Here is a 16,650-nt window from a genome sequence, read left to right as displayed (position 1 = left end):
AAGTAATCACTGAATAACCACAACCAACTATAATAGTAAAATCATAGTTGATTAAATTAATGCTACCAATTTAACCCATGAAAAACACAAACATCTATCATTAATATTATTTTAATTTTGTAACTAATTTTATTAGGATACGCTAATTCGTTGTATGCTTCATTATTTATAAGCAAAAACTTCTGAATATCATTTCGCTAATATTTTTTGATCGTTCTTCCCGATTCGATTCGACATAAAACCTAAGCTCAGGGGCATTTCCTGATGGGCGTAAGTGAATAACATCATCATTTGATAACGTTATTCTTAATCCATCCGTTAAATTAACAGATTCAACTTTTAAATTTTCAAAACCAATTTTAACTAAAAACGTAATAGGATGTTCTTTCACTTCACTTAATATTACTGAACTTTTTTCTATTGCAAAATTTTGAATACGATCACTATACGTGTATCGTTGCGGTAAGGAATTAACTAACTTAGTGATAGATGATTCTTTTACGGCCGCTAATAACATCAATGCCGGTAGAACTGCATCGCGCGTAGGTAGGGCTTTAATTACCTTATTATTAATTTTTATATCAGAGCCTAATAAAAAACCACCATTGGCTTCAAACCCAGCAATTGAAGAGTAGGACTTTATTAATTTTTCAAATTCAGCAATCACATAAGGCGAGCCAATTTTTGTGCGGCTAACATACTTAAATAAATTACAACTTTCAATTGACGTATTACAGCTAACAGGCACCGCTAACGCCTCAATATTCATAGCATTAGCACAAAGTAAACCTAATATATCACCACGTAACCAATTACCTTGTTCATCTGCCACTAATGGACGATCACCATCACCATCAGTTGAGAAAATAAAGTCTAAATTATATTCTTTTGACCATCGTTTCGCTTTTTTCTTATCCGCTACTGATACCGCCTCGGTATCAATAGGAACAAATTCATTACTACGCTCAAGGGTAATAACGTCAGCACCTAATGCTTCAAATAATGGCGTGTATAAATCACGTCCTGCACTTGAATGTTCATAAATACCAATACGTTTATCTGCTAACATTTCGTTATCAAATAACGAGGTATAACGTTCTATATATTTAATAGCAGCTTTATCATTAACAACTAATTCAGGCAAATCAGTAACAGCTTCAAATCTAGCCGTTGCATTTAAAATTGCTTGCTCATCTGCTTTACTAATTTCCCCATCAGGGCGATAAAATTTAAGTCCATTACGATCAAACGGAATATGGCTACCTGTTACCATGATACAAGGGATATTATCTTGCATTGAAACATAAGCTAAGGCAGGTGTTGGCACTACACCATAATAAATAACCTCAAGTCCTAACTCTTGTAATGCTTTTGTACAAGCTTGTGCCATTTCAGGGCTACTTGGTCGGTTATCAATAGCAATAGCAACTTGTTTAAAAGTAAAGTTTTTAACCATACTCTCAACAAAGGCATGAGTAAATGCAGCACACACATCAGCAGAAAACTGTGTAACTAAACCTCGTGCACCGCTGGTTCCAAATTGAATACCAGATTCTTTTATTATTTCATAACTTAACAACGTCATTAATAACCCACTCCATATTCTTCAATTCTAACAACATCGTTTTCTGATAAATAAGCTCCAGAACGTACTTCAATAATCTCTAATGGAATCTGACCTGGATTTTCAATTGAATGAGGAGCACCGATAGGAATATAAGTTGATTCATTTTCACTCAGTAAAAATGTTTTATCTCCATTAATGACCTTTGCTGTTCCCTTTACTACGACCCAATGTTCTGCGCGATGATAATGCATTTGAGTAGCTGTACGTTCACCAGGTTTTACCATCACGTGTTTAACATGAAAGCGATCACCTTCTGCAATTTCATCATGCGTTCCCCAAGGACGATAAACTTCTCGATGCTGTAAATATTCATCTCGATTAGCGGCTTTAAGTTGCTCAACAATACCTTTTACATCTTGTACTTTATCTTTATGGGCAACGAGTACAGCATCTTTGGTTTCAACAACAATAAGATCTTCAACACCAACCGTTGCAACTAATTTATTTTGAGAATAAATGTAACTATTAACTGTATTTTGCGTTAGTACATCACCACGAATAGCATTGCCGTCAACATCTTTTGGGTTCACTTCCCAAAGAGATGACCAAGAACCAACGTCACTCCAATTCGCATCCATTGGAACAACAACAGCATCTTGGGTTTTTTCCATCACTGCATAATCAATAGAATCATCAGGACATGAAGAAAATAATACTTCGTCTAAGCGAATAAAATCCAAATCAATTCGATTACTGCTAAATGCTGATTGGCAAACACGTAATATTTCAGGTGAGTATTTTTCTAATTCAGCTAAATAACGAGATGCTTTAAATAAAAACATACCGCTATTCCAATAAAATTCATTAGTCTCAATATATTCTTGCGCTGTCATTAAATCTGGCTTTTCAACAAAGGCATTTACTTTATAAGCATATTCCGAAACCTGAATACCACGACGAATATAACCATATCCAATTTCAGGTTTTAAAGGCACGATACCAAAAGTAACTAAACTGCCTTTTTCTGCTTCAACAATTGCATGTTCAATCGATGCTAAGAATGCATCGGTATTTTGAATAACATGATCAGCTGCTAATACTAATAATAATGGGTCATCACCATCAGCTAATGCTTTTAAAGCTGCTAATGCAATTGCAGGTGCCGTATTACGACCAACAGGTTCTAAGATAATGCCGCTATTATCAAGTCCACCTAAGCGTAATTGCTCTGCAACAATAAAGCGGTGTTCTTCATTACAGATAAATAATGGATCTTGATGCTCGATATCATCAAGACGCTCCACTGTTTCTTGAAGCATCGTAGCTTTAGATATAATAGATAGAAATTGCTTAGGATATAAGGTACGAGACAATGGCCACAGGCGACTACCTGAACCGCCAGCCATAATGATAGGTAGAAGCATAATCCATTCTTCTTTTTATTGAGTGATAAAATAGCGCTTAGTGTAATGATGAACATCATCAACACTTAATAAAGTTGCCATATCAAACCATTGATAGTGACCATGTTGTTCTATTGGTAATTGACTAAGCAATATATCTAACTTAATACGATATCCAAGCACCACATAATGAGTACTAAAATCATCACCAGAAAAATTATCGTCATAAAAATGTTCAAAAGGCCCTATTAGGGTCGCATCAGACAGTTGTAACTCAACACCGAGTTCAGCTTTAGTTAATCGGGAGAATGCCTGCGCCATCGTTTCATTTTTCACAATACGGCCACCAGGCACAAACCAAAAACCTTGCGCGGGCTTATTAAGTCGTATACCTAATAATATTTGATTATTTTCGTTCTCAACAATTAAATCAATAGATATAAGCGGAGTATTTCTTATTACAGATTTAAATTTACTATCAGATAAATACATATATTAAAGCTAGCTTTTCAGCTAGCTTCCTAATCGATAACTTATAATGTCGCTTTTATTAATTCAGCAACAGTCTGTAATTCACTTTCAATATTATAATGGTGATTACCAATAAATAAGCCACAATCAGTAATAGTATCACTGTTTACTAATTCACCTTGAACTTCGTAGTCAAAATATTTAACTACATCATTACGAACAAAGTTACCAGCAACGATAGGACGACAGTCAATTCCATTTTCTGTTAATATTTTAACGATTTCATCACGCTTAGTTTTCCCCGCATCTATAATTAATGCAAAACCAAACCAACTACTTTTCCCCGTTTCTTTCTGGATTTGTATACCATCAATTGTCGAAAAAATATTTTGAAAAATAACAGCATTAGCCTGACGCCCTGCAATAATGCTTGGTAATTTAGCGAGTTGTTCAATGCCTAAAGCACCAGACATATCTAATGGGCGAAGATTATAGCCCGGTAAAACAAAACGGAATGATTCTTCAAACGGATTACCCGTTTTGATACATACTTTATTATCTTCAGGTAAATTACGAGTCCAACCATGAGCTCTGATTGATAGCATAATATGGTAAAGTTCTTCATCATTAGTCACAGATAAACCACCTTCCATTGTCGATATATGATGACTAAAGAAAGAACTATATGTACCAATTAACCCAAAAGTACCCGCTTGTTTACCGTCTAAAGTAGCGCCTAATGACTCACAATTATCTTCTAAAAGAACAATGTTCTTATCTGTAATAATTTCATTTAACTTATTGTAGTCAATCGGATTGCCTAGTAAATTGACGGCAAAAATCGCACGCGTTTTTTCACTAATCGCAGCTTCAACTTGTGAAAGGTCTAAATTAAGTGTTTCTTTATCAATATCAACAAATTTAAGTTTTAAACCATATTGATGAAGAGGATAATATGTTGTAGACCAAGATACAGCAGGTACAATGACCTCATCGCCAGGTTTTAAAGCATTTTTTTGACGATAGAACATAGCAGCAACAGCTAATAAATTTGCTGATGAACCTGAATTTGACATAACACAATATTTACTACCAACGAAATTAGCAAAATCTTGCTCAAATGCCTGCACATACTTACCCATACTAAACATACCGCTATCAATAACAGTTTGTAATGCTTGGTATTCTTTTTCATCCCAGGTTGTCGTTGCTAACGGTAACATTATAAAACCTCATTCAAATAAAATTCATATGTCTTCTTAATACCCATTTCTAATGATGTATTTGGAGACCAACCTAATTGTGTTTGCTTTGATATATCAACTAACTTCTGTTTCATACCAGCAGGCTTTGATAAGTCATGCTCAAACTTACCGTTATAACCAACACTTTTAGCAACAGCTTGATAATATTCATTAATAGAATAATCTCGTCCAATACCGATATTAATATTATTTGGCACCTGTTCAAATTTAGATAAAGAATAAACAATAAAATCAGCCAAATCTTCTGCAAACATAAATTCGCGACGTGCTAATCCATCCCCCCAAATATCAACCACATCAAGCTCTTGCTTTACTGCATCATCTAATTTACGAATAACAGCCGGGATCATATGTGATTTATTAGGATCAAATTTATCCCAGTACCCATATAAGTTACATGGGATATATGTTTTATATGACACACCATATTGTTGGGATAGGTATTCTGCTAATTTAGCTGTTGCTACTTTAGCAATCGCATAGCCTTCATTCGTAGGTTCTAACTCACCTTGCAGTACCATTTCTTCCTTTAATGGATTACTTGCAAAACGAGGATACATACAAGAACTACCTAAATTAATTAAATTAGTGACTCCAGCAAGAAATGCACCTTGAATAATATTCATACCCATTTGAATATTTTCAAAACAAAAATCATAAGGTGCTGCTATATTCGCTTGAATCCCACCAACTAACCCAGCCGAATGAATAACAACATCAGGCTGGAAAATTTCGATTTTTTCTTTAACATCATTAATAGACGCTAAATTTAATTCTTGTCGTGATGGAGCATAAACTTCATGTCCCTGCTGAGTGGCAAGAGCGATAATATTTCGCCCTACCATTCCAGTTCCACCGGTTAAGAAAATTTTCATTATTAATTCTCTTTAGAAATAGCAACATCAAAACCATGAGCTTTAAGTAAAGCATGCTGTTTTGCTTTATTTATATCGTTAGCAACCATCTCTGAACACATTTCTTCAACCGTAATCTCAGGTACCCAGCCAAGTTTCGCTTTTGCTTTACTTGGATCACCCAATAGTGTTTCAACTTCTGCAGGGCGGAAGAACTTAGGACTAACACGAACAATAACATCACCTACATTCACACTTGGTGCTTTATCATTATCAACAGCAATTACCGTTGCAATTTCATCAACACCAGTACCTGTAAATTCAAGTTCAATACCAGCTTCTTTAGCTGACATAGCGACAAACTCACGTACTGAAATCTGCTTACCTGTTGCAATAACAAAATCATCTGCCACATCTTGTTGCAGCATCATCCATTGCATACGTACGTAATCTTTGGCATGGCCCCAATCACGTAAAGAGTCAATATTACCCAATTGCAAGCAAGACTCTAAGCCTTGAGAGATATTAGCTATGGTACGAGTAATTTTACGGGTTACAAATGTTTCACCACGACGAGGAGATTCATGATTAAACAAAATACCGTTACATGCATACATACCGTAAGATTCACGGTAGTTAACAGTGATCCAGTAAGCATACATCTTGGCTACAGCATAAGGTGAACGCGGGTGGAATGGTGTTGTTTCACGCTGAGGAATCTCTTGCACTTCACCGTACAATTCAGACGTTGATGCTTGATAAAAACGTGTCTTTTTCTCAAGACCATTAATACGAATAGCTTCAAGCAAACGAATAGTACCCATTGCATCAACATCAGCCGCATATTCAGGTGACTCAAATGAAACAGCTACGTGAGACATTGCGCCCAAGTTATATAATTCATCAGGCTGGATCTCTTTTACTAAACGAATAAGATTTGATGAATCAGTTAAATCACCATAATGAAGATGAATATTATTATTAGTATTACAAACTGCATCAACACGTTCAGTATTAAAAGAAGATGCACGACGAATTAAACCATGAACCTCATAACCTTTTTCTAATAATAACTCAGCAAGGTACGAACCATCTTGGCCTGTGATACCTGTAATAAGTGCTTTTTTCACTATATTTCCTTAACTATATCTTAGCAAACGTTGAATAATTTCATCAGATCAACTCAGTGTTTTTAAGGGCCTGAGACACAAAAACTGAAATTTGAGACATAAAAAAGCACTAGCTGTGGTAGCTAATGCTTTTTTATGAAATAAGTTTAGTTGTTATTTAGGAGGTTGAGGGAATAGGTCCAACCTAGGGTCTAGGGTCTAGGGTCTAGGGTCTAGGGTCTAGGGTCTAGGGTCTAGGGTCTAGGGGAAGATTATTCCTTCTCAATCGTCAATCAGTGAAAATATTAACTCTACAACACGTGATAAGTAGATTCCCTATCTCGTTCGTAATCTCACTGTAGGGAATGACGATGGTTAGCTCGAACATTCACTATTAAGAGTGACGAAGGTTTAGGCGCTTTTTCTCGTACCTAGACCCTCATCCCTCTAAACCTGTTATCTACTTATTATCACTCGCATAACTATAGTTGTAATAACCATAGTTACCGCCATAAGTTGAGCTTGCTTTGCGAACCACGGCGTTAAGAATACAGCCTTTAACTTCAATACCATTTTGTTCAAAACGGTTTTTAGTCACTTCAATTTCTTTAACAGGGTTTAAACCAAAACGCGCTACAATCATGGTAGTGCCTGCATGAGCACCCACAATGGCTGGGTCGGTTACAGCTAGAATTGGTGGCGTATCCACTAACACTAAGTCGTAATTTTCAGAGGCCCAATCCAACAAGGTTTTTAAACGCGGGTGCATTAATAACTCAGATGGGTTAGGTGGCACTGCGCCACGCGCAATAAAATCAAGGTGTTCAACACCAGGTGATTTAACCACTTGCTCAATGGTTTGTTGACCACTTAAGTAATCCGCCAAACCGGGTTTGCTATCAACACACATTTGGCGTTCCATACGGCCTTTACGCATATCGGCATCGATTACTAATACACGCTGTCCGCCTTTGGCCATTACTGCTGCCATGTTAGCAGATACAAATGACTTACCAATACCCGGACTCGGACCTGAAATCATTACGATATTATTACGCGCTTCCATCATCGCAAAGTGCAAACTGGTACGTAAACTGCGCAGTGCTTCAATCGATAAATCCGCAGGGTTAGATACTGCTAGTAATGCTTGATTTACTTGTAGTTGCTGTTTTGATTTAAATTTCTTTTCTAAATCGGTTTGCCAATTTGATAATGGAATCGAGGCATAAACAGGTAAACCTAATGCTTCAATTTCATCAGGACTTTCAACACCACGGTGCAATGCTGCACGTAGAAAAGCAATTGCCACACTTAACATACCGCCAAGCAAGGTTGCTAATACCACAATTAACGCTTTTTTAGGCTTCACTGCTTGGCTATAAACCTGAGCAGTATCTAATATGCGTACATTACCAACAGTGCTGGCTTTAACAATGTTCAGCTCTTGCACTTTATTAAGCAGTTGTACATAAATCTGTTGATTAACTTCAACATCACGGGTTAAACGTAAAACAGCGCGTTGAGTTTTTGGTAAAGTCTCAATACGTTTATTTAACCGTTTTTGCTCTTTAATTAATGTTTTACGTTTATCCATTAATGAAAGGTATGCTGGGTGCTCTTTGGTAAAGCGTTGCGAAATATCGGTTTCTTTAAAGGTTAACTGATTTAATTGTGATTCCAATGCCACCATGGTTTCAAGGGCTGATTTTGCTTCAAGGCTTAAATCAACCGATTCATTCTGTTGGCGATAACTATTAAGTTTATCTTCCGCCGCCATTAATTGAATTTTAATTTCAGGTAGATGTTGCTTTAAAAATACTAAGCTATTTTCAGCTTCTGCTGAATTGCGCTCTACGTTTTGTAGAAAGTAGTTTTTGCTGATGTCGTCAACAATCGCTTTAATATCAGCGCGGTTTTCACCGGTCATTGATAGTTGCAAAATACCCGTTTGTTTACCTTGCTCTGCAACAGCTAAATTAGCTTGTAGGTTTTGAATCGCATCTAAACGACTAATTTTTGCTAATGCAAACTCAGCACCGTTCACTGCTTGTAAATCGGTAATAAACAATTGGTAACCGTTCGCTTGCGCTAACTCACCCACTTTACCGATTAATACTTTGCGGCCATCACTGTCGTTTAGTTGATATTGACCTTGCTTAGCATCCGTTACTACGATTTGATAACCGCCTTGTTCACGACCATTGGCAACCGTAAAACGCGACACATGAATAAAGTGTTGCTCGCCCATTAAGCGCGCCCAACCTTTACCCACTACTGGGAAATATTCAGGGCTAACCACGGTAGTGAGATTTAATTTATCAACCGTTTCTCCTAATACCATCCGTGATTTGATGATTTCTGTTTCAGTGGTTGCACTTGATTCGCCGCCACCAAACATATCAGCCATATCACCACCAAGGGCTGGCATGCCTGAACTTTTCGCCTCAATCTGAATGAGCGCATCAGCTTTATAAATGGGTGTCGCTAACAATGCATAGCTAATGCCGACAATAGCAAAGATAAAGGTAGTAATAATAATGAACCAACGGTGATCAATTAAAATACCAAACAGTTTACCAATATCGACTTCATCCGTTCCTGGAGAAATATTCGATTGAGGGTTTTGAGCAATACTCATTAAGTAAAGATTCCGATGTTAAATTTTTAAGAAGATGAGGAAGAGCCAAAGCATCATCCAAAAGTTAAATATGGTTTACAGCGCGTGGTTAGTAGATTTCCTATCGCTCTCATAACTTCACTTAGCCCATTATTCGTCATCTCGGAAGAGAGGGACGAGCTATCCGTGATCTACTCACCACGTCATTAAGCTTTAAAGAAGCCAGTGAATTCAATAACTCTACAACACGTGGATAGCAGATTCCCTATCGCCCTCGCGGGCATTCACTGTAGGGAATGACGGAGGGTTATGATCGAGCGTTAAAGAAGCCAGTGAATTAAATAACTCTACAACGCGTGGATAGTAGATTCCCTATCGCCCTCGCGGGCATTCACTGTAGGGAATGACGTAGGGTTATAATCGAGCTTTAAAAAATCTATTAAATTCAATAACTCTACAACACGTGGATAGCAGATTCCCTATCGCCCTCGCGGGCATTCACTGTAGGGAATGACGGAGGGTTAGCATTCACTCTAAGGAATAACTGACGTTAGAAAGTTACAACTTCTTCGCCCACGCTGTTGCTGCTTGATCAATTAAATCATAAGCATGATCAAAGGCTTCTTTACTTAATCGATAAGGATCGGGAATATCCTGCTGACCAATCCATTGTCCAAACAACATCGTTTTTCCGCGGGCTTCAGGCGCAATACTGGTTACTGCGTCGATATGGCCTTTTTCCATCACTAGAATTAGATCAAAGTCACGGCATAAATCACTGCTAAGTTGCTGTGCTTGGTGGCCTTCAAGAGAATAACCATGAGTAAGTGCCACTTCAGCTGCCATTTTATCGGCAGATTTACCTGATAAACCGCTTTTTGCGGTGCCAACACCCGCTGAGGCGATATGTTTATTGGGCAGTTTTGCTTGCAGAATACGTTCGCCAGAGGGTGAACGACAGATGTTACCCACACAAACAACAAGAATTTTATTGAACATAGGAATAGGTTCGAGTAAATAGGGTTTAAGGGACGAGGAAGAGCAGGAGCAAGCAAAAGCAAAAATAAGGGTTTAAGGGACGAGGGACTGAGGAATATAAAGATCAGGAACGCGATTTTTAGGGACGAGGGAACAATGTTTGCTTGTTACTCTTCCTATTTTTACCTTCTTTTCCTGTTATTCCTATTCTTACCCGCCCTTACCTTCTTTTCCTTTCTTCCCTTCTCTTCCTCAAATCATTACTTCAAATTCATGTAGTAATTCATACCTTCAGAAAGCTGATTAAAGCTGCTGATGGTTGGTACTAACTGTTGAATCACGCGGTTCCAACGAGCAATAGGCGCCGCTGTCACATACACCACATCATATGGCTGTAATTCAAATTCAGTACCAATCACTAATGCGGTCGCATCTTTAATGTTTAACTGATAAAGGTTAATCGCAGGCACATACGGGGTTTTATTTAAATCCGCAGGGTTAGTACGAATAACAAATACCCCTGTTGCATCTGCTTGTAATTCATTAATGCCGCCAACGCCACTTAACGCTTCCGTTAAGCTCATGCCTGCGCGATCAATCTTAAGTAATTTAGGCTCTTTAACTTCACCTAACACAAACACTTTTTGTGCATCATTACGTGGCACATGAACAATGTCGCCATTACGTAATAATCGGTTTTGAGTCAAATCACCACGTTGCATTAAAGCATATAACGATAAGGTTTGATCTTTACCATTACGGGTTAGCGTCACATGACGCCAATCAGCATCTGTTGCTAAACCACCTGATTTATTAATCGCATCAAGCAAGGTTAATGGCACATTGGTAATCGGTTGTTGAGCTGGGTTTTTTACTTCACCTGTGACATACGCTTTTTGGGCACGAAATGCCGCTACGTTGACATCAACTTGTGGTTTTTCAACATATTCAGCTAAGCGTTGGGCAATGTCACTGCGCACTTGCGAGACAGTTTTTCCTGCAACTTGTACTTTACCAATGTAGGGATAAAAAATGGTGCCATCAGCATGAACCCAGTTACCTGCTTCACTTGCGCTACGGTAAGAGCCTGCTGGAATGGTTAATTCAGGGTGATCCCAAATCGTAATGTTTAAAATATCACCAGCACCAATATGGTATTCATAATCCGCTAATTCTTGTTCAAGTTGAACGTTAACCTGCGCAGCAACTTTAGCGACTTTAAATTGGCTAATATTATTAACGGTTAGCGGAAATACATTCACTTGTTGATCAAGTGTTGGTTGCTGAGGGTTAACTTCAGTAACGTGTTTACCATCAAGACTTAGATGCGATCCCGGCATACTACAGCCCGCTAACATTACAGAAGCGACTGCTGTGACAAGTAATTTTTTTGATAATTCCATTAGATTAAGTTCATTTCAGCATTGATGGAAGATAATTGAAAAGCAAAAAGGCATGCTACCGCCCTAAGGTTACAGCCCCTCATTTGCTTTAAAACGATAAGTTTTTTTTATTGATAACAGATAACAAAGATACCGAACACTCGGCGACAACCAACAGCATACTTACTCAAAACAGTCTAAATAAATACCATACATAGCATTTACACTAGTTATGTAGCAGTGGGATTCTACTTAATTTATATATAAAAAGAAATATAAAAATATGTCCATTTTATATCCTTACCACATCAAAAAAGACATGTAACTAACTGTAAATAAAAGGCAAACATAAAATAACTAACTTTTCAATGTATTCACAAGTAGAATTACAACAAAAACACCATAACCTAGATCAATGTCACACTTTATACACATGAATGCGCATAAAGCAAAAAAATGTCACACTGGTTCATGCTGTTATTCAGTATAATTACTCACTTAATGCAATAGTAAAAAGCAGTAAAGAAACGCCATTTTATTGGCGACCTATATGTTATTTTTATCAATAAGGATTTACATCATGAAAAAGAACGCATTAGTTCTTCTAGCCGCTATCGCTATGTCTTCATCAGCATTTGCTGGCGGTTTTGTTGCAGACGACGCAGCACCAGTAGAAACATCAGTAGCACCAACAGGTGAAGCTGCTGGCGTAACAACAGCTGGCACAACAGCAGCTGGCACAACAGCAGCCGTTGTTGTTGGTGGCGCAGCTGCTGTTGCAGCAATCGCACTTGCAGCATCAGATTCAAACAACACAAACTCAACAACGACTTCTACTTCTACTTCTGTTAGCGCAGCAAAGTAATTGATGACGTTTAACCTGATAAACATTTAGGTTAATAAAAGAATAACCGTGCTCGCCACGGTTATTCTTTTTTATCAGCTATTCGATTATTGCAATCTATAGCTCAATTAGAATGGCATATCGGAAGCAACCCCATGCTTAAAAAATTTATTTCTCATCCCATTTCAAGGTTGTTGCTGTTATCTGCGACAGCATTATCAATTACTGGTTGTAGCCAAAAAATAACCAGTGTTAACGATACGGTACGCCTTGCTGTACAGGGTACCGCTGATGTTCATAAATCAGCTTATGACATTGCTCAGCTTCCTTATGCCAGCACCTATGTTCGTATAAATAACCAATCGCAGTTATTTATGGTGCTCGCACTAGCAGAATCAGCGTCAGGTGAAACCATCACTCATGCTGCTTCTAAGGCTTCTGCCCCACACGTTTCGCCCCCGCAACTAAAATGGCTTGCCAGTGATAACGGTATGCTCGTTACTCAAAGTGGACGGATTATAAAAACTGTTAATTTAAGTGAGGGGAATTTGTTAGCAACCCATAGTAATAGTGCAGATCCATTAGCTTTAGGATTGCATCTAGCAACAACTCCAAAGCAATGGCAGCGCAGTGTTGACTGGCAACCGGGTTACCACAGTGGTTATCAATTAGATTCAGTGTTTGTGTTTGATCATGCAGAAGTATTAACCATTAATGGCAAATCAGTTCCAGTGCTGCGCTTTAATGAAAATGTGTCGGTTAAACAATTAAATCAACACTACAGCAACACTTTTTGGGTTGAACAGCGTACGGGTAAAGTCATCAAGAGCCTGCAATATATTGCGCCGTCTTTACCGAGCGTTGAAATGACAATTCTGAAACCTTTTAGCTAACGGTAGCGTATTTATGTTTTCACTTATGTCTCTCTTTTCTCACTACCGCCGTTATGTGCTAACGAGCCTGTGTTTATTATTTTCTATGTCAAGCTTTGCCCAAAGTGTGATCACCTTACATGCCAACGGTAATTCAGCAGCAGTCACATTACATTACGCAGAACCCGTACGATTAGCCCAAGTTGTTAGTGATAGTCTCAAACAACGCACGGTTGCTACAGTCCCTTATTGGCTTGGTAGTAGCTTAAGCACCACCACCGAACCAAAAACCAAACAGGCCTTGATCACTCAACTAACGCAATTAAGTCAACAACACCGTGACGATGCTGCGGTTAGTGAAAGTTTTGCTAACACTGCGCAATGGTTACAACAGCACATTCTTTACCAACGTCTGCCGGTTAATATTGATATCGATAAAGTGCGCTTAAATAAAGCGGATAATCCGTTATTAAACGGTGATTACCAACTGCAATTAGCCAATCGTCCAACGTCAGTAACCGTGATTGGTGCGATTGAAAAGCCACAAACACTTAACTGGCAGCCTCGTATGGCAGCGAAAGAATATTTAGCGCAAGTAACCCCTCTTGCCATCGCTGCAAATAGTGAAGTAACGGTTATTCAGCCTGATGGTGTGGTGCAACAACACCCCATTGCGTACTGGAATAATAATCACAATGATATTGCACCAGGAGCAATCATTTACCTTGGCTACCAGTCGCTATTTAATAATTACAGTGACTTAAATCATGCTATTTCTTCAATGCTAATCAACAGGACGTTGTAATGAACTCTGTCACATCGGCTTCTCATCGCCTCCCTTTATTAGGTCAACGTCCTTTATTTGCTTTATCAGCATTGGCTATCGCGTTACTGCCCTTGTGTCATGCACAGGCAGATGAATTTAGCTATCCTCAAATGCGCTATTCTAATAGTGATTTTGGTGGTGTGGGTTTAATGCAAATGCCAACAGCGCGTATGCAACCTGAAGGCGAATTTACTTTTGGTACCACCATTAGCAGTGATTACCACCATTACTGGACATCTTTACAATTGTTGCCGTGGTTAGAAACCACTATTCGTTATACCCAAGTGCCGGATCTTTATTACAGTGGCAATCAAGATTTTAGTGGCGATACGTTATATACCGACAAAGGTATTGATGCCAAAGTACGCTTATGGCAAGAATCTTATTGGTTACCTGAAGTGGCAATTGGTATTCGTGATCTTGGTGGCACTGGGTTATTTGATGGTGAGTTTATTGCTGCCAACAAACGCGTAGGACCGTTAGATTTCACCCTTGGTTTAGGCTGGGGCTACATTGGTCAGCGCGGTAATATCACTAACCCATTATGTAAAATTGATGATGCGTTTTGTGATCGAAACAATGGCTTTAAAGATAACGGTGGTAGTTTTGATACTGGTCGTTGGTTTAAAGGTAATGCCGCCCTTTATGGTGGTATTGAATACCAAACCCCATGGCAACCTTTACAATTAAAACTTGAATATGACGGCAACGATTACACCGATGATTTCCGTGCTAATCGTGGTCATGATATGACCCCAAAAACACCGTTTAACTTTGGTGCTGTTTATCAATTAACTGACTGGGCGACAGCGAACATCAGTTATGAGCGCGGCACCACAGTCAGCTTTGGTTTAAGTGTTAATACTAACTTTAACCAATTAAAAGCCAGCTGGTTAGATGAACCGATGCCAGCGGTAACAACAGCGCCAACAGCTAAGACGCTTACTACAGAGCAATGGCAACAGCTTGCTCAAGATGTAGAAGACATTACTGGCTACAAAAATCCAACTATTTACCAAAATGGTGATGACAGCATTACTGTGGTTGCCGAGCAAGTTAAATATCGTGATCGCGATCAAGCTCAATTACGTGCAGGAATATTACTTAATAACCAAGCCCCGGCTGTTGAGCAATTCACTATCATTGAAACGGTCGCTAACCAACCAATCACTGAAACGGTATTGAACCGTAAGCAACTGCTGCAAGTGGCAAATAATGATTATATCGGCAGTCATATTGATGATAGTCGCACGACAGTTGCACCAACGAATGTTCAAGGTCTGCAAATGGCAGATCTTAACCAAAATTGGAACGTCGGTATTGCACCAACACTACAGCAGTCGTTAGGGGGTTCTGAAGGCTTCTACATGTTTAACGTCGGGGTCACGGCCAGTGCTGATTATTGGTTTAACAACCACTTCACTGTTGGCGGCTCAGTTTATTTAAACCTTTACGATACCTACGATAAATTCAAATATGATGTGCCGCCAGATGGTACCCATAATAAGCGCGTTCGTACGCTTGTGCGTCAGTACATTACAGATAACACATTACGTATGAATAACTTACAGCTAACGTGGTTAGATCAAGTCTCTAGTGATTGGTATGCACAAGCGTATGCAGGTTATTTAGAAGTGATGTTTGGTGGTGTTGGTGGCGAAGTGCTTTACCGCCCTGTTGGCAGTAATTGGGCACTAGGACTGGATGTTAATTACGTCAAACAGCGTGATCCTCATTCTGCATTTGGTTTCTTTAAAGATCAAAACCAATACGATGATCACCTTGGCCGTTCATATGAAGTTCAAACGGGGACTGCGACCGGTAATTTGACCGCTTATTACCAACCGCAATGGCAGTGGTTACCCAATACTTTATTAAAAGTCAGTGCTGGACGTTACTTAGCTGAAGATACTGGCGTAACTATTGATTTCTCGAAACAATTTGATAGCGGCATTATTGCCGGTGCTTTTGTTACGAAAACCAGTATGTCGGCAGAAGAATATGGTGAAGGCAGCTTTAACAAAGGTTTTTACATCTCGATTCCATTCGATATTTTAACCGTGAAACCAAGCACTAGCCGCGCTCATATTTCTTGGTTACCGATGAACCGTGATGGTGGTCAGATGTTAGGCCGTCAATATCATTTATATGACTTAACCGATGGCCGTCAACCATGGAGCGGACGCAAAGCGTTTAATAACTAAATGAGCATTGTAAATCGGCAACACATTTATGAGTTGTCGATTTTCGTCTCCATTTAACTCATTTTTATAAATAGTCATTTAACAGTCGTGCTTTGAAAGCAATTTAACACTTAACATATACTGCAAAGGGATATCAATATTCTTTACTAACAGTTTGTTACATTAAAAACGACATTTTAAATGAAACAGTGTTTAATTACTATGTCATTCAAAAAAAATGCATTATTATATATGAAAAATATATCCTAATAGCATTTG

13 protein-coding genes are annotated in these 16,650 nt (G+C 38.6%); 4 read left to right on the top strand and 9 right to left on the bottom strand.

Annotated elements, in window-relative coordinates:
* Positions 1 to 166: 166 nt before the first annotated feature.
* The 9 genes from C9I86_RS16785 to C9I86_RS16745 form a co-directional block, all read right to left on the bottom strand.
* Positions 167 to 1,585, bottom strand: a complete 1,419-nt coding sequence (locus tag C9I86_RS16785) for a phosphomannomutase (protein WP_107276998.1) — start codon at positions 1,583 to 1,585, stop codon at positions 167 to 169.
* Positions 1,585 to 2,991: a mannose-1-phosphate guanylyltransferase/mannose-6-phosphate isomerase gene (locus C9I86_RS16780; protein ID WP_107276997.1), complete on the bottom strand. Its 1,407-nt coding sequence runs from the start codon at positions 2,989 to 2,991 to the stop codon at positions 1,585 to 1,587. The genes C9I86_RS16785 and C9I86_RS16780 overlap by 1 nt, the downstream gene beginning before the upstream one ends.
* 15 nt (positions 2,992 to 3,006) lie before the next feature.
* On the bottom strand, positions 3,007 to 3,462 hold the full coding sequence (locus C9I86_RS16775; RefSeq protein WP_107276996.1) for a GDP-mannose mannosyl hydrolase: 456 nt from the start codon (positions 3,460 to 3,462) through the stop codon (positions 3,007 to 3,009).
* 41 nt (positions 3,463 to 3,503) lie between these two features.
* Positions 3,504 to 4,664, bottom strand: a complete 1,161-nt coding sequence (locus C9I86_RS16770) for a DegT/DnrJ/EryC1/StrS aminotransferase family protein (protein WP_107276995.1) — start codon at positions 4,662 to 4,664, stop codon at positions 3,504 to 3,506.
* On the bottom strand, positions 4,664 to 5,581 hold the full coding sequence (locus tag C9I86_RS16765; protein WP_107276994.1) for a GDP-L-fucose synthase: 918 nt from the start codon (positions 5,579 to 5,581) through the stop codon (positions 4,664 to 4,666). The genes C9I86_RS16770 and C9I86_RS16765 overlap by 1 nt, the downstream gene beginning before the upstream one ends.
* A 2-nt stretch (positions 5,582 to 5,583) precedes the next feature.
* Positions 5,584 to 6,690, bottom strand: a complete 1,107-nt coding sequence (gmd, locus tag C9I86_RS16760) for a GDP-mannose 4,6-dehydratase (protein WP_107276993.1) — start codon at positions 6,688 to 6,690, stop codon at positions 5,584 to 5,586.
* A 439-nt stretch (positions 6,691 to 7,129) separates the two neighbouring features.
* The gene (locus C9I86_RS16755; protein ID WP_107276992.1) at positions 7,130 to 9,307 is read right to left on the bottom strand and encodes a polysaccharide biosynthesis tyrosine autokinase; all 2,178 of its coding nucleotides are present in this window, start codon (positions 9,305 to 9,307) and stop codon (positions 7,130 to 7,132) included.
* A gap of 537 nt (positions 9,308 to 9,844) precedes the next feature.
* A complete protein-coding gene (locus C9I86_RS16750) occupies positions 9,845 to 10,285 on the bottom strand; it encodes a phosphotyrosine protein phosphatase (protein WP_107276991.1) in 441 nt (146 codons plus the stop codon).
* A gap of 239 nt (positions 10,286 to 10,524) precedes the next feature.
* On the bottom strand, positions 10,525 to 11,667 hold the full coding sequence (locus tag C9I86_RS16745) for a polysaccharide export protein (protein WP_107276990.1): 1,143 nt from the start codon (positions 11,665 to 11,667) through the stop codon (positions 10,525 to 10,527).
* A gap of 559 nt (positions 11,668 to 12,226) precedes the next feature.
* Between C9I86_RS16745 and C9I86_RS16740 the strand changes: the two genes are divergently transcribed.
* The 4 genes from C9I86_RS16740 (at position 12,227) to C9I86_RS16725 (ending at position 16,392) form a co-directional block, all read left to right on the top strand.
* Positions 12,227 to 12,511: a hypothetical protein gene (locus C9I86_RS16740; protein WP_107276989.1), complete on the top strand. Its 285-nt coding sequence runs from the start codon at positions 12,227 to 12,229 to the stop codon at positions 12,509 to 12,511.
* Between the two features lie 134 nt (positions 12,512 to 12,645).
* Complete coding sequence (locus tag C9I86_RS16735; RefSeq protein WP_107276988.1) at positions 12,646 to 13,383, top strand: YjbF family lipoprotein; 738 nt, start codon at positions 12,646 to 12,648, stop codon at positions 13,381 to 13,383.
* A 25-nt stretch (positions 13,384 to 13,408) separates the two neighbouring features.
* Complete coding sequence (locus tag C9I86_RS16730; RefSeq protein ID WP_158258961.1) at positions 13,409 to 14,167, top strand: capsule biosynthesis GfcC family protein; 759 nt, start codon at positions 13,409 to 13,411, stop codon at positions 14,165 to 14,167.
* Complete coding sequence (locus C9I86_RS16725) at positions 14,167 to 16,392, top strand: YjbH domain-containing protein (RefSeq protein WP_107276986.1); 2,226 nt, start codon at positions 14,167 to 14,169, stop codon at positions 16,390 to 16,392. Before C9I86_RS16730 ends, C9I86_RS16725 begins: the two co-directional genes overlap by 1 nt.
* The last annotated feature ends 258 nt before the right edge of the window (positions 16,393 to 16,650 follow it).

Origin of the sequence: Photobacterium sp. NCIMB 13483, from assembly GCF_003025475.1 — a bacterium.
Classification (GTDB): domain Bacteria; phylum Pseudomonadota; class Gammaproteobacteria; order Enterobacterales; family Vibrionaceae; genus Photobacterium; species Photobacterium piscicola.
The sequence above is the reverse complement of the archived record's forward strand: the minus strand, read 5'-3'. Positions and strand labels throughout refer to the sequence as shown.